General features: G+C 63.8%; 19 protein-coding genes and 1 pseudogene. 9 read left to right on the plus strand and 11 right to left on the minus strand.

Annotated elements, in window-relative coordinates:
- Positions 1-6 precede the first annotated feature (6 nt).
- Positions 7-993, minus strand: a complete 987-nt coding sequence (locus ABIB80_RS26640) for an ABC transporter ATP-binding protein (protein WP_354128722.1) — start codon at positions 991-993, stop codon at positions 7-9.
- A gap of 265 nt (positions 994-1,258) precedes the next feature.
- Between ABIB80_RS26640 and ABIB80_RS26645 the strand changes: the two genes are divergently transcribed.
- On the plus strand, positions 1,259-1,963 hold the full coding sequence (locus ABIB80_RS26645; protein WP_219683845.1) for a GntR family transcriptional regulator: 705 nt from the start codon (positions 1,259-1,261) through the stop codon (positions 1,961-1,963).
- Positions 1,964-1,981: 18 nt separating this feature from the next.
- Here the strand turns inward: ABIB80_RS26645 and ABIB80_RS26650 are convergent, their stop codons facing one another.
- On the minus strand, positions 1,982-2,191 hold the full coding sequence (locus ABIB80_RS26650; protein WP_007602565.1) for a hypothetical protein: 210 nt from the start codon (positions 2,189-2,191) through the stop codon (positions 1,982-1,984).
- Positions 2,192-2,995: 804 nt separating this feature from the next.
- Here ABIB80_RS26650 and ABIB80_RS26655 point away from each other — a divergent pair.
- Entirely contained in the window at positions 2,996-4,291 is a 1,296-nt protein-coding gene (locus ABIB80_RS26655; RefSeq protein ID WP_354128723.1) for a metal-dependent hydrolase family protein, read from the plus strand.
- A gap of 15 nt (positions 4,292-4,306) precedes the next feature.
- On the opposite strand, the gene ABIB80_RS26660 is transcribed toward ABIB80_RS26655, so the two are convergent.
- The 3 genes from ABIB80_RS26660 to ABIB80_RS26670 form a co-directional block, all read right to left on the minus strand.
- Positions 4,307-5,284, minus strand: coding sequence for a Bug family tripartite tricarboxylate transporter substrate binding protein (locus tag ABIB80_RS26660; protein ID WP_219683843.1), 978 nt, complete (start codon positions 5,282-5,284; stop codon positions 4,307-4,309).
- Between the two features lie 115 nt (positions 5,285-5,399).
- The gene (locus ABIB80_RS26665) at positions 5,400-6,212 is read right to left on the minus strand and encodes a helix-turn-helix domain-containing protein (protein WP_354128724.1); all 813 of its coding nucleotides are present in this window, start codon (positions 6,210-6,212) and stop codon (positions 5,400-5,402) included.
- Positions 6,213-6,547: 335 nt separating this feature from the next.
- Complete coding sequence (locus ABIB80_RS26670; protein ID WP_354128725.1) at positions 6,548-6,814, minus strand: hypothetical protein; 267 nt, start codon at positions 6,812-6,814, stop codon at positions 6,548-6,550.
- On the opposite strand from ABIB80_RS26670, the pseudogene ABIB80_RS39445 reads away from it, so the two are divergent.
- Positions 6,806-7,234 (plus strand): annotated as a pseudogene (locus ABIB80_RS39445) (CYTH domain-containing protein); the annotation flags it as partial. The gene ABIB80_RS26670 and the pseudogene ABIB80_RS39445 overlap by 9 nt on opposite strands.
- The gene (locus ABIB80_RS26675) at positions 7,223-8,299 is read left to right on the plus strand and encodes a CYTH and CHAD domain-containing protein (RefSeq protein WP_502918755.1); all 1,077 of its coding nucleotides are present in this window, start codon (positions 7,223-7,225) and stop codon (positions 8,297-8,299) included. The pseudogene ABIB80_RS39445 and the gene ABIB80_RS26675, both read left to right, overlap by 12 nt.
- Positions 8,300-8,430: 131 nt before the next feature.
- Here ABIB80_RS26675 and ABIB80_RS26680 read toward each other — a convergent pair whose 3' ends face one another.
- The 4 genes from ABIB80_RS26680 to ABIB80_RS26695 form a co-directional block, all read right to left on the minus strand.
- The gene (locus tag ABIB80_RS26680) at positions 8,431-9,057 is read right to left on the minus strand and encodes a transglutaminase-like cysteine peptidase (RefSeq protein WP_354128727.1); all 627 of its coding nucleotides are present in this window, start codon (positions 9,055-9,057) and stop codon (positions 8,431-8,433) included.
- A 330-nt stretch (positions 9,058-9,387) separates the two neighbouring features.
- On the minus strand, positions 9,388-9,999 hold the full coding sequence (locus ABIB80_RS26685) for a PilZ domain-containing protein (protein ID WP_007602573.1): 612 nt from the start codon (positions 9,997-9,999) through the stop codon (positions 9,388-9,390).
- A gap of 66 nt (positions 10,000-10,065) precedes the next feature.
- Positions 10,066-11,232, minus strand: coding sequence for an MFS transporter (locus ABIB80_RS26690; RefSeq protein WP_007602574.1), 1,167 nt, complete (start codon positions 11,230-11,232; stop codon positions 10,066-10,068).
- A 71-nt stretch (positions 11,233-11,303) separates the two neighbouring features.
- Positions 11,304-12,545, minus strand: coding sequence for an MFS transporter (locus tag ABIB80_RS26695; protein WP_354128728.1), 1,242 nt, complete (start codon positions 12,543-12,545; stop codon positions 11,304-11,306).
- A gap of 251 nt (positions 12,546-12,796) precedes the next feature.
- On the opposite strand from ABIB80_RS26695, the gene ABIB80_RS26700 reads away from it, so the two are divergent.
- From ABIB80_RS26700 to ABIB80_RS26720, 5 genes are all read left to right on the plus strand, one after another.
- A complete protein-coding gene (locus tag ABIB80_RS26700; protein ID WP_354128729.1) occupies positions 12,797-13,948 on the plus strand; it encodes a zinc-binding dehydrogenase in 1,152 nt (383 codons plus the stop codon).
- A gap of 2 nt (positions 13,949-13,950) precedes the next feature.
- A complete protein-coding gene (locus tag ABIB80_RS26705) occupies positions 13,951-14,175 on the plus strand; it encodes a hypothetical protein (protein WP_354128730.1) in 225 nt (74 codons plus the stop codon).
- Positions 14,142-14,432, plus strand: coding sequence for a DUF5680 domain-containing protein (locus ABIB80_RS26710; RefSeq protein WP_354128731.1), 291 nt, complete (start codon positions 14,142-14,144; stop codon positions 14,430-14,432). Before ABIB80_RS26705 ends, ABIB80_RS26710 begins: the two co-directional genes overlap by 34 nt.
- Positions 14,433-14,534: 102 nt before the next feature.
- Complete coding sequence (locus ABIB80_RS26715) at positions 14,535-14,975, plus strand: VOC family protein (protein ID WP_354128732.1); 441 nt, start codon at positions 14,535-14,537, stop codon at positions 14,973-14,975.
- Positions 14,976-15,090: 115 nt separating this feature from the next.
- The gene (locus ABIB80_RS26720) at positions 15,091-15,603 is read left to right on the plus strand and encodes a hypothetical protein (RefSeq protein ID WP_354128733.1); all 513 of its coding nucleotides are present in this window, start codon (positions 15,091-15,093) and stop codon (positions 15,601-15,603) included.
- Between the two features lie 23 nt (positions 15,604-15,626).
- Here ABIB80_RS26720 and ABIB80_RS26725 read toward each other — a convergent pair whose 3' ends face one another.
- Both ABIB80_RS26725 and ABIB80_RS26730 read right to left on the minus strand, forming a co-directional pair.
- A complete protein-coding gene (locus ABIB80_RS26725) occupies positions 15,627-15,980 on the minus strand; it encodes a cupin domain-containing protein (RefSeq protein ID WP_354128734.1) in 354 nt (117 codons plus the stop codon).
- A 52-nt stretch (positions 15,981-16,032) separates the two neighbouring features.
- Positions 16,033-16,773 (minus strand): metallophosphoesterase family protein, encoded by a 741-nt coding sequence (locus ABIB80_RS26730; protein ID WP_007602584.1) that lies wholly within the window; start codon positions 16,771-16,773, stop codon positions 16,033-16,035.
- Positions 16,774-17,042: the final 269 nt, after the last annotated feature.

Consider the following 17,042-nt stretch of genomic DNA (forward strand, 5'->3'; position numbering starts at 1 on the left):
TCGGCGCTATTGCAGACGTTGCGCCTTGGCGGGATCCCAGGTGGCCAGCACGCGATCGCCCGGCCGGAACTGGTGGACGTCGAAGGCGGCCTCGGGAAGGTGGGAGAACAGGGCGGTCCCGTCTTCGAGCGTGAGCGAGACGGCGATGTAGGAGCCCTGGTACTCGGTCTGGGTCAGCAGCGCCGGCGCGCCGACCGCGCCGTCGGCGATCGGCACGATGCCGAGCTGATCGGCGCGCACGGCGATGAGTTTGCCTGCGTCGCTGAGGACGTTGTGGCCGCCGATGAAGCGCGCCACGAATTCGGTGCGGGGATGATGGAAGATGTCGCGGGCGCTTCCCTGCTGCTCGATCCTGCCCTGGTTCATCACGACGATGTGGTCGGCCAGCGCCATCGCCTCTTCCTGGCCGTGCGTGACCTGAACGAAGCTGATGCCGAGCTCGCGCTGCAGCCGCTTCAGTTCGCCGCGCATCCTGACCCGCAGGAATGGGTCGAGCGCCGAGAGCGGCTCGTCGAGTAACAGGATCTGCGGCTCGGTGATCAGCGCGCGGGCCAGCGCGACGCGCTGCTGCTGGCCGCCGGAGAGCTGTGCGGGGAGGCGGGCCGCGTAGGGCGTCATCGCCACCAGCTCGAGCAGCTCGCCGGCGCGCTTGTGCCGCGTCGCCCGGTCGATGCCGCGCATTTTCAGGGCAAACGCCACGTTGTCGATCACGGTGAGGTGTGGAAACAGCGCGTAGGACTGGAACATCATCGCCGTACCGCGCTTGGCGGGTTCGAGATCGGTGACGTTCTGCGGGCCCAGGATGATGTCGCCCTCACTGACGGCCTCGTGGCCGGCGATCATGCGCAAGGTCGAGGTTTTGCCGCAGCCGGAGGGGCCGAGCAGGCAGCAATAGGTGCCGGCCGGGATCTTCAAATTGACGGTGTCGACCGCCAGCGTCGTGTCGTAGCGCTTGGTGACGGCGACCAGTTCGAGGGCGGCGGGAGTGGCCATGGCGTGTCCGGGGCGAGGGCGATGCTGCGCCTCTCTCCGCAAGGTCCATGCCAATCGCGCTTGAATCGTTCTCGGCCGGCCGAATTCCAAAACAGTGCAGCGGAGTCAGATCGTTAGATCGAATCCCTCGGGCGTGGGCGGCTCGTTGCCTTCGCAGCTGCGTGCACACAAAACAGGCGCGGATTGTATAAAGTTTCGCCTGTGATTGGATACAGCTGGTCGATTAGGATTCGACGCCATCTTCGACGATCGAGTCCTCACCCCCATGGCCGCCAAGTCCCGACCGAAATCCGACGCGCCAGATGCGAGCGATCGCGTCAGCCGCATCCGGGAAGGCGTGACCGCGGCGATCCTCGAGCATCGCCTGCTGCCCGGCACGAAACTCGGCGAGGATGAGATCGGCGAGATCTACGGCGCGAGCCGAACGCTGGTTCGCACCGCGCTTCAACAGCTCGCGCATGAGGGCATCGTCAACATCGAGAAGAACCGCGGCGCCTTCGTCGCGCGGCCGACGCCTGCGGACGCCCGCGAAGTGTTCGAGGCGCGCCGCCTGATCGAGCCGACGATCGTCGACCACGCCGTTGACGCTGTGTCGCCGGCCTGGATCGGGCGTCTCCAGCGGCATCTTGCCGAGGAACGCGAGGCGGAGCTGCGTGGCGATGCGCGTGCTTCGGTCCGCCTCTCCGGCGATTTCCATCGACTCGTCGCCGAGATGAGTGGCCACAGCATCTATCTCGGTTTTCTCAAGGAGCTGATCGCGCGCTCGTCGCTCATCATCCTGCTCTACCGCCGGCACGACACGCCGGCCTGCGGCACCGATCATCACGCCGGCATCGTCGCTGCGATTCGCAAATGCGACAGGGAAGCCGCGCGCGCGCAGATGTTGTCGCATCTGAACGAGATCGAGGCCGAGCTGTTCCTGAAGGATCCAGCCGACGAGTTGCGGCTCGCGGACGTGCTGGGCGCGTGAGCAAGCTGCGCCGGCGGCTTATGGCGACGGAGATCCTTCGTTTCGCCTGACTATCTTCAGCACCAGCAAACCTGCGCCAAGAACCAGGAAGAGAACGCCGAAGAAAGTCGTGCCGCCGGATTCGAAGGTTACACCGACCGCGGTCAGCAGGCATCCGAGGATGATTGCGAAGAGCCCGCCGAGCTTCTTGACCAGCAGGACATATCCGTCACTCGTTTGTGCTACCATGTTGCGCCTCGTTCACTTGATGTAGGGCTGTCCTCGCGTCTCCCTTCGCCCATGACCCTCTCGCGTAGCCCGTGGCCGATCGTATTCCAGCGCACGGGTATTGCAATCTCGCGTTGAGAGTTGCTCTTCGCTCTTTTGATTTGAGTTCGATGCAAGCGCGACAGTAGCGCTTACACACGTGCCGAAAATTCCCGGCGTTTTGTGCAGTCATCCATGTCTCATAGAGTCGTATGGCTGAAATGCAAAATCGCCTTATGGTTGTAAATTGACTCGCGGCGATGATGGGAATCAACTGAAGCGTGAGCGTCGAGTTCTAGAACGGAGCCGACATCAGGTGAATCCGTTCTGCGGAGTGCTGCCATGGCGCGAGCTCTGGCTGACGAACGAGAGACCGCCTACGTTTCGACCGGCCACTTGCCCGCTCCCGAGATTGTGCAAGCGCTGGTGAACGAGGCGCAGCGGCGGTTTCAATCAATCGCGACGGAACAAACTCGCAGGTCTACCCTGCGCTCGCCCGCGTTCCGAGCGAGCTGTTCGGGGTCTGCGTCGTCGGAACCAGCGGACAGGTCTAGGCGCCGGCGAGGTCTCATCATCCTCACCGGCTTTCCGCTCACGGGGCTCTGGGTCCTGGGATTGCTGCTCGGCATTGACCTGTTGTCCCACGGCATCGGATGGCTGAGCCTTGCATGGCGGCCTGCAGCTGCCGCTGCCTAGCGCGCGCACCGGATGCGGAGAGCGAAGATGCGGGGTTTGGGTTCGCGGGCTGGACTCGCGAGAGCTGCCGTTCTGCTGACGTTGGGGACGATGAGCATCTTCAGCCCGTCGCCTGCGATGGCCCAGCAGGACTCCGCCGTTCTGTTCCGCAGCGTGCGGATATTCGACGGAAAGAACGGCGCGCTCTCTGCCTCATCCAATGTTCTCGTCAGGAACAAGACGATCGAGAAGATCTCGGCCACGGACATCACGGCAGAAGCCAAGGTGATCGACGGCGGCGGCCGCGTGCTGATGCCGGGGCTGATCGACGCGCATTGGCACGCGATGCTGGTACGGCCGACCCCGATGGCCGTGCTTGCAGGTGACGTCGGCTACAACAATCTGCTCGCTGCCACTGAGGCAGCGGCCACGCTGATGCGCGGCTTCACCACCGTGCGTGACATGGGAGGACCTTCGTTCGGATTGAAGCAGGCCATCGACGAGGACCTCGTTGCGGGTCCACGCATCTATCCCTCCGGCGCCATGATCACCATTACTGCCGGCCATGGCGACTTCCGCCAGCTTGCCGATCTGCCGCGAACGATCGGCGGCATGCTCAGCCGCATGGAGCGGATTGGCGGCAGCATGGTCGCCGACAGTCCCGACGAAGTCCGCGTGCGGGCGCGCGAACAGCTGATGCAGGGGGCTTCGCAGGTCAAGCTCACGGCGGGCGGCGGTGTCGCGTCGCCGTTCAGCCCACTTGACGTCTCCACCTTCACCGAGCCCGAGCTGCGCGCCGCCGTTGAGGCCGCCGACAATTGGGGCACCTATGTCGCTACCCACGCCTACACGCCGGTCGCGATCCAGCGCTCGATCGTGGCCGGCGTGAGATGCATCGAGCATGCCCACCTCATTGACGAGGCGAGTGCACGGCTGATGGCGGAAAAGGGGATCTGGTTGAGCACGCAGCCATTCCTGGATATCTCCGGCGCCGCCGCGCTGGGACCAGCGGAGCAGGACAAGATGCGGCAGGTGGTTGCCGGCACCGACCGCGTCTACGCGCTGGCGAAAAAGTACGGCATCAAGACAGCGTTCGGGACCGACGTCCTGTTCTCGCTGGCGCTGGCGGACAAGCAGGGCGCGATGCTGGCCGCGCTGACGCGCTGGTATACGCCGGCCGAGGCGCTGACCATGGCGACATCGACCAATGCCGAATTGCTGGGCTTGTCGGGCCTGCGCAATCCCTATCCCGGAAAGCTCGGTGTGGTCGAGGAGGGCGCGCTGGCCGATCTCCTGCTCGTCGACGGCAATCCGCTCGAAGACATCGCCCTGGTCAAGGATCCCGCCAAGAACTTTGTGCTGATCATGAAGGGCGGCAGGATTTACAAGAACAGTCTCGCGCAGTGAGGAGCCGCCCCGAATCTATTGCGGCTCCAATCCGAGAGTCTTGATCGACTCGAGCCAGATCGGCCCTTCTTTTTCGTAAAGCGCAATCGAGGAGGCGCGATCCATGGCCGGCTGGTCGACGCCGAAGGCATCGAGCAGCTTCTGCACGCGCTCCGTCTTGCCGCCTTCGACCATCAGCTTGGCGAGCATGTCGATCCGGTCTGCAGGCATCGCAGCAGGCGCCACCAGCGCGGTAAAGCTGATGAGCTGGAAGACATTGCCGGTGACCCCTTGCTCGGCAAATGTCTTGGTCTCGGGCAGCTTCTTCATGCGCACCGGTGTCGGCACGGCAATTGGGCGGCCGATGCCGGTATCGAGCACCGGCAGCGCGGCCTGATAGCTTCCGACCGCCGCCTGGATCACCCCGGCGGCAAGATCCTGCCACATCGGCGCTTCGCCGCGATAATGCACGATGGAAATGTCGAGACCGAATTGTCGGTTGAGCTCGGCGATCGCAATGTGCGCGAACGAGCCGATCCCGTACGAGCCAGCCGTGACCTTGTTGCTACGTGCGTACGCGACGAACTCTTCGATCGTCTTTGCATTGGTGGCGGAATGGACCACCAACGGCAGATGCCCCGAAGGCGTCACCGCGACGATCGTGAAATCCTTGTCCGGATCATAGGCCAGCGATTTCAGCAGCAGCCGGTTACCGAGCAGGGTGGACGAGATCGTGTACATCAGCGTGTAACCGTCGGCCGGGGAATCCTTCACCGACTGTGCCGCCAGCGCGCCGCTGGCTCCGGTCTTGTTTTCGACAATGACCGGCTGGCCAAGCTTCTGCGAGATGTAGTCGCCATAGGCGCGGGCGAAGGCATCGGTGATGCCGCCTGCCGGTGTGGAGACGACGATCTTGATTGCCCGGGTCGGCCAGGCTTCGGCCCAAGCCGTTTCAGAAGCGGCCAGCGTCAGGCATGCAATCGCGGCAGCCCAAATTCTCGCGGATGTCCGCACTTCGGCCTCCCCTTTTCCGTGTGTCATTGGGCAGCCGGCAGCCGCCGCAACGAGGTGTCACATGGGCAAGGAGGAGGGTCAAGAAATCAAAATATCGTTTCACTGTGTGAAATGGTCACGGCCGACCTGCAGGAGAGCCTGGCGCGGCAAGCTTGGCGCCGAGCGCCTCGGCAAGTGCGGAAGCGACCTTCTTCATCGGAGGTACGAAGCGGCGTATGCCTTCCTCCGGACTGACCGCTTCGCGGAGCATCATCACGTTCATGCTGCCGAACAGCCGGTTCGGAAGCGCGACGGGAACGCCAAGCGCCCAGACTGCGCCGCCGAAGATACTGCGGCTGTAGCTGTCGTCCATCACCGCGAACCCGGCTTTGCGGATCGTGCGCAGCGCCTTGGTGAGCTTGTCGGGATTGCGCGCCAGATCGTTCCAGGGCTCGGGACCGAGGGCAAGCCGCGCGGCAATGCGCTCCTGCTCGGCAGGCTCGCAGAAGGCGAGATAGGCCCGTCCCATCGAGGTGCCAAGGACGGGAAAGCGAAAACCCGGCGGGCGGCTGAACAGCAGCGATCCATCCACGCGGGTTGTGTGGGCGATGACCATGGATTCCTGATCGAGCACCGCGATGTCTGACGGCCAATGGATCTGCTTACGGAATTTGTTGAGGATGGGTTCGGCGATGCCGCCAATCCAGGTCGGCTCGTCATAGCCTGCGCTGAGCAGCAGCGCGCGTCCCGTCGGCGCGTAGCTGGCCGGCTCGGTACGGCGCACCACATAACCTTCATGCTCCAGCGTCTCGAGCATGCGGACGATCGTCGCCTTGTTGAGCCCCGTCGCCTTGTGCAGCGAGCCGACGGTCGACTGCCGTTCCTGATTGATCACCCGCAGGACTTCGAGGCCCCTGGACAACGCGATGACGGGACGGAACGACGTCATGGCAGCTCCTTGTGATTGCCTGTGCCGCTACCTGGTGAAGCAACCGCGGGAGGGACAGGGCAGCGCGCTCGACGCCATCGCCTTCACCGATTGCGGGAAGGTTGGCATGAGTCAAGCTCGCTGACGCGTTCATCTCGGTTTCGAGTAGAGCGGAATTCGCAGTCAATTCGATCGCTTGCTGCGCCCGGCGGCAATTTAGTTCCTGTGGTCAAGCCGCTCGCGGCCTCGTGTGGACGGTGGGGTACTGCGACGTAAGGTGACTATTCCTCGCGCGCGGCAGCGGCTATACGCTGTCGCTCTGTCATTGAACTGTCATGTTACCTCAAATGCTGAAGTCAGACGCAACGCCGGTCCGCAAGCATCCGAGCGCGCGGGATGGGAGTCCTGTTGCGAAGGACAACAAGAGAACGCAAGCCGTCGCCGGCTTCCTCAGGCAACGCGAACCCGCCGCGGAACCTGTGATCGTCGAGGGCGCTGTGATCGATCAGACGCCATCGCAAGACGCGGAACCGGCAACGGAACCACTCCGGTCGAGCGCTGCCGCGCATTGTGCCGGTGAGATCGAACTCAAGCTTCTCGTCGATGCCGATCGCATGGCGCATTTCAACGCTGCGCCTGTGATCGCGACGAACGCGCGCAACAAGGGCACGCGCAAACATCTCAAGTCCGTCTATTACGACACGCCGGAGCGGACACTTCGGCGCAACGGCTTGAGCCTGCGCGTTCGTCAGAGCGGTGCGCGCTTCGTGCAAACCGTGAAGACCGATGCGGTGGACGATCCACTCCGCCGTGGCGAGTGGGAGGCGAGCGTGCCTTCGCTTGCGCCCGACCTCGCTTTGGCAGTGCCCTTCATTCCTGAGAAGCTTCGCGGCCACCTGGAAGCGCAGCCGCTCGAAGCGGTCTTCACCGCCGATGTCCATCGCCATGCGCGGCTGATCGAGCTGCCGTCAGGCGCGGTCGAGATCGCCTTCGACCGGGGTGAGTTGACGGCCGGCGACCGTTCACTGCCGGTGAACGAGATCGAGCTGGAGCTCAAGAGCGGCAGCGCCGGCGCGATCTACGAGATCGCGCTGCGGCTCGCGGAGCACGGCGACGTAAAGCCGTCGATCCGCACCAAATCGGCGCGCGGGTTCGATCTTGCCACCGACAAGCCGCCCTCGGCTCGACGTCCGCGAAAACTTCGTCTCGATGCGTCGGTCACGCTCGACGAGGCCTTCGCCACGATTCTGCGCTCCTGTTTCCTCCATCTGCTCCAGTCGCTGCCGGCTGCCGAGGATGGGCGCAATCCGGAAGGAATCCATCAGCTGCGCGTCTCGCTGCGCCGGCTGCGGTCGGTGCTGGATCTGATGCATTCGGCGGGCGTGTCGAGCAACGTCGACACGCTGCGAACCGAAGCCAGATGGCTGGCGCAGGATTTGTCCGCCGCGCGCGACTGGGATGTGTTCCGGCTCGATACTTTGCCGACGATCGCAACAGCCTGTCCGTCGGTCGCGGGCTTTGACGCGCTGGGCCAGGTTGCGGCCGAACGCCAGTCGGATGCCTATCGCAAGGCGCACGATGCGCTCGACGATCGCCGCTGCGCGATGTTCCTGATCAGCCTCGGCGGGTGGATCGAGACGCGGGGCTGGCGCAACGACGTCGCCGCGCAGGATCTCGGCCAGCTCGCCGAACCCGCCGTCAACTTCGCGCAGCGCATTCTGTCGGAGCAATATGCGAAGGTGCTCAGGCGCGGCCGCCGCTTCAAATCGCTTCCCGCCGAAGGTCTGCACCGCGTACGGCTCGCGACCAAGCGGCTGCGCTATCTCAGCGAGTTTCTGCTGCCGCTGTTCGCAGACCGCAAATCCGCGCGAAAATTCTCGCGCAGGCTCGCCGGCTTGCAGGAGCGGCTTGGCGCCTTCAACGACATGGCGGTCACGGCATCATTGCTCGATGGGCTCGACGCCGAGCCCGACGGCGCCATCGCCGCGGCGGCGATCGCCGGCTGGCAGGCGCGTGCGTCGGTCGGGGTGCAGCCGGCCCTACAAAGCACATGGCGCGATTTCACCGCCGCGCGCGTGCCCTGGTCGCGGCAGACGCCGCAGGACTAAGCGAAGTACGTCCCCAAAAAAGTTGCGCCCAGCCATTGGGGGATGGCTGGGCGCGCGCGAACCGGTCTGGGACGGGGAGGGGTGGGGATGTGACCGGTCGCGTATCTCTTTCGTTTGTCTCTACTGATCTGCTACTGGTCCCTTGCGCTGGCGGTGGAGACCGCCGGCTTGGTGTCGCCGAGCGAGACCCAGACATTGGGATCGCTCTGCGACTGGCGCTTGACGAAGCGGTAGCCGGTCTCCGTCCAGGCAACGACGTTCTCGTTCTGATTGTCGAGAACGAACTCGCCCTTGTCGGTCTTCACCGTCAGCACCGCGTGTCCTTCGCCCTTCTTGTCGCGCACGACGGTGATGAGCAGGGCCTCGCGCGGCCATCCGGCATCGATCAGCATCTTGCGCTTCAACAGCACGTAGTCTTCACAGTCGCCGTAACCGTCGGACGGCAGCGACCATTTTTCGATCACGCCCCAGTGCTCCTGGTCGGTCAAAGGCTTGACGGTCTCGTTGACCCAGCGATTGACCTTGACGAGGTCGCGCCATGCAGCCTGCGACATCACGATGTCGCGCGGTTGCGTCGGTGCGCCCTGGCACTGAGCGGCATTGTCCGCACAGAACTCGACCCAGCCGATCGGCGCACGCGTGGTGTCGCCGAGGCTTGCGTAGAGCAGACGGCCTTCGCCGGCCTGCGCTGCCGCGCTCATTCCGAAGAGCATGGCGGCCAGCGCCATTCTCTTCCCCTGTCCCCTGAAATCAAACATTGCGGCCCCCGTTTCTTGTTGGGACCACATTGCGCAGGGAGCTTTTGAGTTGCCGCTAAGTCAGTCAAGTCAAGTCGAGACGAATACAAGTAAAACGCGCGGCGAATTCGATCTATACTTGAGTCAAACTTGAATAAAATTCGATATGACTGCAATTGATTCAAATTTTATCGATTAACGCGGAAACGCTGGCGGAACCGTTGTTTGCACGCACCCGCGACCTCCGCGTTAACCCGCGCGAGGCCCGTCACGACCATGAAAAAGGCGGCGTCCGCATCGCGGAGGCCGCCTTCAGTACTGGAAATGCAGTGGTTTTGGTGCCTTCGCGCTTTACCGCGCGGTAACGCTCTCTTCGAGAGTTTCAATCGGCTGCGAATGCATGAACTCGAGCGCGAAGCCGTCTTCGAGGTTTCGGACCACGCGACCCTGCACCCGGCCGAGCAGAACCGTCGATTTCAGCGGGGGACGGTTTTCCGCGGCGATGGCGGCGCCCGACAGCGAGAGGTCGATGATGCGGCAGGTCATCTTGGTGCCGTCCTCGAGAGTCAGCACCGCGATCGGATTGCGCGGCACGATACGATCGTGGCGGCGGTCTTCCGGCAAATTGAGGATGTCGCGGTTGGCGAGCCAGGTCAGCTGTGCCGCAAGCTTGTCGCGCTTTCGCGGCGTCGCACCGACCGTCATGGCGAAGCCATTGTCGATGATGCGGGTGATCTTGCCCTCGACGCGGCCGATATGGTCGAGATAGGCGACCACGCGGTCGCCGACATTGCCGATGCCGGGGGCCAGCAGCGCCAGCCCGCCCGGCGACATGTTGATCACCTGGCAGGGGAATTCACGGCGGTCCGGCAACATGTAGCGGCCGAGCAGGTGAACCTTCACCCGCTGGAAACGCCGACGTTCCTCGGCGGCCGGAAGAAATTTTTTGTGCGCCAACGCCATTTTCACAACCCGACCCCCGCCTGCGGAGTCCGGGACCACCCTAAGGTGCACAGGGTTAATGCTACGTTAGGATCGGGCGCGGCGATGACGAACAGACACGATGCGTTCGAAAAGCCACATCAGGGGCGGGCAGGCCAGCACCGTCAGCGCGCCGAGGTCGAGCGCGACGGCGGCAGTGCCGGCCGATTTGGCGAGCCGACCCGCCACCGCCGGCCCCAGCATCATCGCGGCATAGAAGAGAGTGTAGAACACGCCCATCCCGACCGCTCGTGTCTCCGGCGCGAGTACGCGGGCGGCCAGGCTCATGATCGGGCCGGCGGGAAGGCCGCCGATCAAGCCGCCCAGGACGAGGATCGCGATCACAGCGTCGGACCGGGTCAGCCAGGCCAGTAGGGCGGCCACCACGAGGCTCGCCGCGATCGCCACGACAAAGGGGCGCTTGGTGCGATCGGCGAGATATCCGCCTGATGGCACCGAGATCACCGACAGCCACATCACGAGGCTGATCGCCGAGCCTGCCGCCGCAATGCTCCAGCCGCGCTCGACGAGCAATGAGGGGCCGAACGAGAAAATCATGGCGAAGCCGATATTATAAAGGCCCCAGATCGCACCCGCGACGATCACCGCCAGAAGCGCGAGCGGATCAAGCAGCCTGGAGCCGGCCGCGCTGGCGGTTGCTCCCGGCGGCGATTGGTAGAAAATGATCAGCACGATGCCGATCGCGGTCAGCGCGCCGGCCACGAGGAACACGGCGCCGGCGCCATACGCCGTGCCGATCGCCGGCAGCACCAGCAGCGAGATCGCAACGCCGGCCGGCCAGGAGTTGACGAAGATCGCCATCGCGGTGGCGATCTCCTTACCCGCAAACCAGTCGGTGCCCATCTTGGTGAGCTGCACGGTCAGCAGCACGCCGCCGGCACCGGAGGCGAGCCGGCCCGCCATCTGCCAGCCCCAGACGTCGGTGGTGGCCATGACGAGACTGCCCGCTGTCATCAGCAGCAGCGCCACGATCGTGGTGGGCTTGTCGCCAAGCGTCCGGCCGATCGCGCCGCCCGGCAGCGCCAGCACGATGCCCGGTGTGAAATAGAGTCCGATCAGGATGCCGATATCGGCGAGTCCGACGCCGAAGCTCTGCTGCAGCAGCGGCGCGACCGCGGCCACGCTCTGGAATTGGAACGCGATGGTGAGGCGAACGACGAACAGGATCGCAAGTATGCCCCAGCGATTGCGCAACGCTTCATCTCCCCAAACCCTATATCGAGCGTGCGGTGGGGAGACGCCGGAGTCAACCGCAAGCTCTGAGCTTACGACTTCCTCGTCGCACGCCGATAGAGGAGACATAGCAGCGCCAGCAGCACCGCGGCCGAGAGCCCGAGCGACCAGTGAATGCCGATCGCCGCACCGAACAGGCCGACCGTGATGCCGCTGAAGGCTCGCATCCCGAGCCCGGCCATGTTGTAGAGGCCGACGACGCGGCCGCGAATATCGGACGGCGCGTTCAACTGCACCAGCGCCTGCGCCATTGTGTTGAACGACAGCTCGAAGAAGCCTGCAAAGAACAGCAGCACGATCGCGACCGGATAGATCCGCACCGAGGCGAAGCCGAGCAGCGCCACGCTCCACAGCATGGCGAGCAAGATCGCGGTGCGCGGCGTGCCCTTGAGCCGTCCCCAGGATTCCAGCGCGATGCCGGCGAGCAGCGCGCCGGCAGCATCGGCCGCGAGCAGCACGCTATAGGAGATGCCGGGATCGCCGTGGCCGAGATCGCCGACAAAGCCGGGCATCTGTGCGTGATAGGCGTTGCCGATCATGAACGAGGTGAGGCCGGCAAGCCATGTCATCGCCGTCAGCACCGGCTGCGTGCCGATGGCACGGATCGTCAGCATGATGTCGGCAAGGCCGCGCACGGCGAAGCGCCGCACAGCGACACTCTTGTCCCGCACCGGCGCCCAGAACAGCCACAGCAGCATCGGCAGATAGAACAGCGTGTTGAAGATGATGCCATGCGAGGTGCCGAGCGTCAGCATGATGATGCCGCCGACGGCAGGTCCGACCAAAATGCCGAGATAGCGCGCCATCGCATTCAGCCGCACCGCGCTCGGAAGATCGGCGGGGCCGACGAGATCATAGAGCAGCAGCTGGTTCGGCGTCTGCCACAACACGCCGGCGCAGCCATGGATCACCAACAGCAGCATGGCGTGCCACATCTCGATGGTGTCGGTGATGAAGAAGAAACCCCATCCGGCCGAAGCAACGATGAACAGCAGCATGCCGCATTGAATGATGCGGCGCGGATCGACCCGGTCGGCGAGCCCGCCAACCGCGACCGAGAACAGCAGGAACGGCAGCCAGTGCGACAGCACCGCAAAGCCCGCCAGCGCCGGCGAATGGAATTTCTGGAACACCACCCAATAACTGATCACATGCTCAATATTATCCGCCATCATCGCCAGCACGTAAGCGATGAACTGGAGCCGGTACGGCACCGACTTCATCGCCGCGAACGAGCCGGACGCGACGACAGGATTTTGAGGGAGGGGGTTCAAGCGGGCACCTGGGGTGGGACTTTTCGCGCCGTGCCTACACGTTCGCCGTCGAGCGCTCAAGACACTTGGGTGTGTGAGGACGGCGGTCCCGTAGCCCGGATGAGCGAAGCGATATCCGGGAACGCTGGTCCCGCATGTCGCTTCGCTCATGCGGGCTACGAGACCGCGGCTTGGCACCAGCGCGCATCTCACATACGCTTCGCCTCAGCCCGCACCAATCAATCATAACAGACGGGCATCGAGGACACGCCATGGACCAGATTCGCGTCTGCACCCACGCAGGACCAGGCAGCGAGCCTGTCATCAAAACCGTGCCGTGGCCGAAGGTCGGCAAAAAGGCCGCGCTGATCAAGGTCGGTGCGTGCGGCGTCTGCGGCACGGACCTGCACATTTTGAAGGGGCACTGGCCGAAGCCGCTGCCGTGGCCGTTCACGCTCGGCCACGAGCTCGGCGGAATCATTATCGAATGCGGCGACGAATTCACCGAGGACTTCATGAGCAAGCCGCTGAAGGTCGGATCAAAGGTGATGATCCCGCCGCTGATGCCCTGCGGCCGTTGCTATTACTGCATCCATTTTCCGCAAGTCGCCAACAAGTGCCTGACGCCGGTCTATTACGGCCGCTATCTCGGCTTCGACAAGGCGCCTCACATGTGGGGCGGCTGGGCCGAATATGTCTATGTCGATCTCGATATGCTGCCGGGCACCAAGATCTACAAATTGCCTGACGACATGTCGCTGCGGCTGGGGGCGCTGTCGGAGCCGCTGACCTCCTGCATCCGCGCCTTCAATCGCGCCAGCCGCGCCGGTGGTTTCACCTGGGGCGACACGGTGGTGATCCAGGGCTCGGGCCCGATCGGCATTCTCGCGGTTGCCGCCGCGCAGGAGATGGGAGCAGGGCGCGTCATCTGCGTCGGTGCGCCGGAGGAGCCGCGGCTCAAGCTCGCGCGTGAGTTCGGCGCCGAGGCGACGGTGAACATCGACGAACTGAAATCGCCCGAGGCACGCATCGCCCGCGTGCGCGACATCGTCGGCGGCTTCGGCGCCGATCTGGTGATGGATTGCTCGGGCCATCCCTCCGCCGGCCCCGAAGGCATCGAGATGCTGCGCGACGGCGGCACCTATGTCGAGATGGGCCAGTTCACCGACGCCGGCTCGATCGAGACCTCCTGGCACCGCATCTGCACCAAGGACCTCAATGTGCTGGGCTCCTGGGGTTTTACCGCCAACGATCTGCCGCTCGGCGTCGACATGCTCTATCGCACCCGTGACAAATATCCCTGGCTGAAGATGCAGACGATCTATCCGTTCACGGAAGAAGGCGTCGCGCAGGCGGTCAGGGATGCGATGGCGATGAAGACGGTGAAGTCAACCATCGTGCCGTGGCCGGAGCTGGTGGAGTAGCGATGGCATCGATCCCGCACGAGCTCGCGGCGTTTCTGGTCGAATCCAAGCGCCGCACCTATGCGGGGCTGGACGACGACGCCACCGTGGCCGCTCCGCTGCTCAGAGGCTCCAAGCAGCTCGAGCATCGCGCGTCGCCTTATGCCTATCGCGATATCTATTTCGGATGGGGTTCTTCGTCGGGCAGGAGACCGTGTCCCGGGATGGGCGCGTCATCTGGTCGATGAGCTACAGCGGGGGCGTCCGCGCGGAGATCACGGGGCGAGACACCTTCCTTGCGATCTACAAATTCCTGCGCCAGGCACTACTGGCCGGATCCGTGGAGGAGCCGTACCGGGGGCCGCATCTGTTTGAGCAGGACGGCATGGTTTACCGTAACGAGGTCGAAGGCTCGCTCGATCGTTTCCACGGCATCGAGACGATTGCGCAGGAGGATGGCGCGCTGCTTTACGAGCTGCGCTATGGTGGCGGGCTGCTGCGCTAGATGATCCGTAGCCCGGATGGAGCGCAGCGCAATCCGGGATTCTCGCCTGCGGCTCCCCGCATTCCGCTACGCTGCATACGGGCTACGGGGCCGGCGTTTGGAATGAAGGACGAGATGACAAACGAACAAACGACCGAACCAGGCCAGCGCACCCGCTCACCCTTCAGCTCCATCCGTGCGATCGACTACACCGTCATCTTGGTACGCGATATGGTGGCGATGCGCCGCTTCTACGAGGAGGTTCTCGCATTTCCGGTGCTGCGGGAGTTGTCGGCGAACTGGATCGAGTACGGCCTGGGCCCTAACACGTTGGCTCTCGCAAAGCCGGGCCGGACTGCGACTGACGCGCCTGTGCCGCACAGGAGCGCCTCGCTGCAACTGGCCTTCAAGGTGTCCGCGGCCGAAGTCGATGCATGTGCCGACGAACTCGCACGCCACGGCGTGGCCCTGCTGTCGCCGCCGACGAACCAGTCGTTCGGGCACCGGACGCTGTTCTTCCGCGACCCCGACGGCAATCTCTTGGAGGTCTATGCGGAGATCTGAACCGCGGGAGCGGTGGGCCTGTGTACGAAAAGTTCCATCGGAAATCCGCGAGTTATTCACGCCGGGGTGAAACTTAGACCGGGGTTTCGGCTTTCAGTTCACGGGAGAGTTCATCGTGAAGCGGATCCTGAAACCCGTCACTTACATCCTGGCCGCCATCTACTTCCTGGTGGATGCGGTCTTCATGGCCGTGGCGAGGCCAATCTCGCGCTGGATCGAGCGGCATCTCCAATTGAAGCGATTGCGCGGCTGGATCAGATCGCTGTCGCCTTATTGCTCGCTCGCCCTGTTTTCCGTGCCCGTCATTATCCTGGAGCCGGTCAAGCCCGTGGCGGCCTATCTCGCCGCAACCGGCCAGATCGTGAGCGGGGCCGTGACTTTCATCGTCGGCGAACTGCTCAAGCTAGTGCTGGTCGAGCGCCTGTTCCATCTCACGCGTGACAAGCTGATGCGGATTCCGGCCTTCGCCTGGGCCTATGGGAAGTTCACCGAGGCGAGAGCATGGCTGCAGGCAACCGAAGCCTGGCGCGCGGTCCGCGCCTTGGGCCGTGCGGCGAGGGACACCGTTGCGCGGACCAGAGCCAGGCTGGCCGGCGGCTTCGGCAGGCTGGTGGCCTCCAGGGATTAGGGCTGCGCCGGGCGAGTTGCTCTCTATGCGAGCTTGCGGGCCGCGGCGGTGGCCCTGTCGCCCGTGTTCGGCGTGCCGGTCGGCTCGATCAGCAGGAGATGGACCTCCTCGCGCGCGACCGGGCGATGCTCAACACCTTTGGGCACGACATAGAGTTCGCCCGGACCAAGCGTCACCGTGCGATCCCGCAATTTGATGTCCAGACTGCCTTTCAGGACGAGAAAGAAATCGTCGGTGTCATCGTGCTTGTGCCAGGTGAATTCTCCCTTCACCTTCACCACCATCACGTCGCAATCGTTGAAGGTCGTGATCGTGCGTGGCGACCAGAAATCCCCAAAAGTCGCGAGTTTGTCGGCAAGCGAAATGCCGTCGGCCATGTGTTCTCCCGTTCTTCCGTGCGGCACGATTTGGGTCGAGCGATGCCAGCAGCTATTTGACATATCCCGACGATATGGCCCGCGCCCATTTCGGGTGGTCGTTGGCGAGGGCACGGGACGATGCGGCGTCCCAATCGTATTCGAGGGCCAAGAGTTCGGCCTGCCAGCCCCTTTGTCGCTTCGTGAGGATTGCATATCGCGCGTGCGGCGAGCGGTATTCCAGGTTTGCGGCAACGGGAATGTCTGCGAAGACCGGGCAACCAACGCTCCCTGGATTGAGAACCAGACAGTCATGAGGTCCGTGAACGACGGCCTGGCGGTGGCTATGACCACACAGCACCACACGCGCCGTCGGCTCACTCGCGAGGCGCATTGCCAGCACGTCGCGGCGTGCCGGTACGAAGCGGCCGTCGTCGAGCGTTTCTTCCAGCAGGCATGTCGTATCGTTGTCGGGCGTGCCGTGGCAGGCCAGAATACCATCGTCCAGCCGTATTTGGGAAGGCAGGCTGTGGAGTGCGAGACGTTGCTCCGCAGTCAATGCGTTGCGCGCAAACAGGCCTGCGGACGAGAGCTTGTCGTCCGGAAACTCCTCAATCCAGCGATCATGGTTTCCGCGTACGGTCGGCAACGACAGCGCCTCGAGAGCTTCGAAAGTCTCTTTCGGCCACAACGGACTGGTGACGCAATCGCCCAGGTTGACCGTACGATCGACGCCACGCGCCTTGATGTCGGCCAGCACCGCCTCCAGCGCGGCAAGGTTGCCGTGGATATCGGAAATGACTGCCAATCGCATCGTCGTGCTCCCTAGTCCAATCGGCCTGAGCTTAGCCCTGTTGTGCGTCTCCGGCAGCTCCAACCGCGCATAATTTAAGCGAGGTGGCCGTGAAAATCTGCAGCCTCGCCCCAAAATCCCGCTATATGCAGCAAAACGGCTCGAAAACGCTGGATGTAGTGGGTCGAGCTGGCCAGTAAGCTTATTCTCGGCATCGCCAAAGCCATGCGTCATAGGCATGGTGATTTGCCCGCACTTGGCGTAAAGAGCGTCCAAATCAAATCACCACG

Source organism: Bradyrhizobium sp. i1.15.2, from assembly GCF_040548425.1.
GTDB lineage: Bacteria > Pseudomonadota > Alphaproteobacteria > Rhizobiales > Xanthobacteraceae > Bradyrhizobium > Bradyrhizobium canariense.

Coding starts and splice junctions, on each gene's coding strand:
- ABIB80_RS26640 (WP_354128722.1), bottom strand. CDS start 993: ATGGCCACTCCCGCCGCCCTCGAACTGGTCGCCGTCACCAAGCGCTAC.
- ABIB80_RS26645 (WP_219683845.1), top strand. CDS start 1,259: ATGGCCGCCAAGTCCCGACCGAAATCCGACGCGCCAGATGCGAGCGAT.
- ABIB80_RS26650 (WP_007602565.1), bottom strand. CDS start 2,191: ATGGTAGCACAAACGAGTGACGGATATGTCCTGCTGGTCAAGAAGCTC.
- ABIB80_RS26655 (WP_354128723.1), top strand. CDS start 2,996: ATGAGCATCTTCAGCCCGTCGCCTGCGATGGCCCAGCAGGACTCCGCC.
- ABIB80_RS26665 (WP_354128724.1), bottom strand. CDS start 6,212: ATGACGTCGTTCCGTCCCGTCATCGCGTTGTCCAGGGGCCTCGAAGTC.
- ABIB80_RS26670 (WP_354128725.1), bottom strand. CDS start 6,814: ATGCGCCATGCGATCGGCATCGACGAGAAGCTTGAGTTCGATCTCACC.
- ABIB80_RS26680 (WP_354128727.1), bottom strand. CDS start 9,057: ATGTTTGATTTCAGGGGACAGGGGAAGAGAATGGCGCTGGCCGCCATG.
- ABIB80_RS26685 (WP_007602573.1), bottom strand. CDS start 9,999: ATGGCGTTGGCGCACAAAAAATTTCTTCCGGCCGCCGAGGAACGTCGG.
- ABIB80_RS26700 (WP_354128729.1), top strand. CDS start 12,797: ATGGACCAGATTCGCGTCTGCACCCACGCAGGACCAGGCAGCGAGCCT.
- ABIB80_RS26705 (WP_354128730.1), top strand. CDS start 13,951: ATGGCATCGATCCCGCACGAGCTCGCGGCGTTTCTGGTCGAATCCAAG.
- ABIB80_RS26715 (WP_354128732.1), top strand. CDS start 14,535: ATGAAGGACGAGATGACAAACGAACAAACGACCGAACCAGGCCAGCGC.
- ABIB80_RS26725 (WP_354128734.1), bottom strand. CDS start 15,980: ATGGCCGACGGCATTTCGCTTGCCGACAAACTCGCGACTTTTGGGGAT.
- ABIB80_RS26730 (WP_007602584.1), bottom strand. CDS start 16,773: ATGCGATTGGCAGTCATTTCCGATATCCACGGCAACCTTGCCGCGCTG.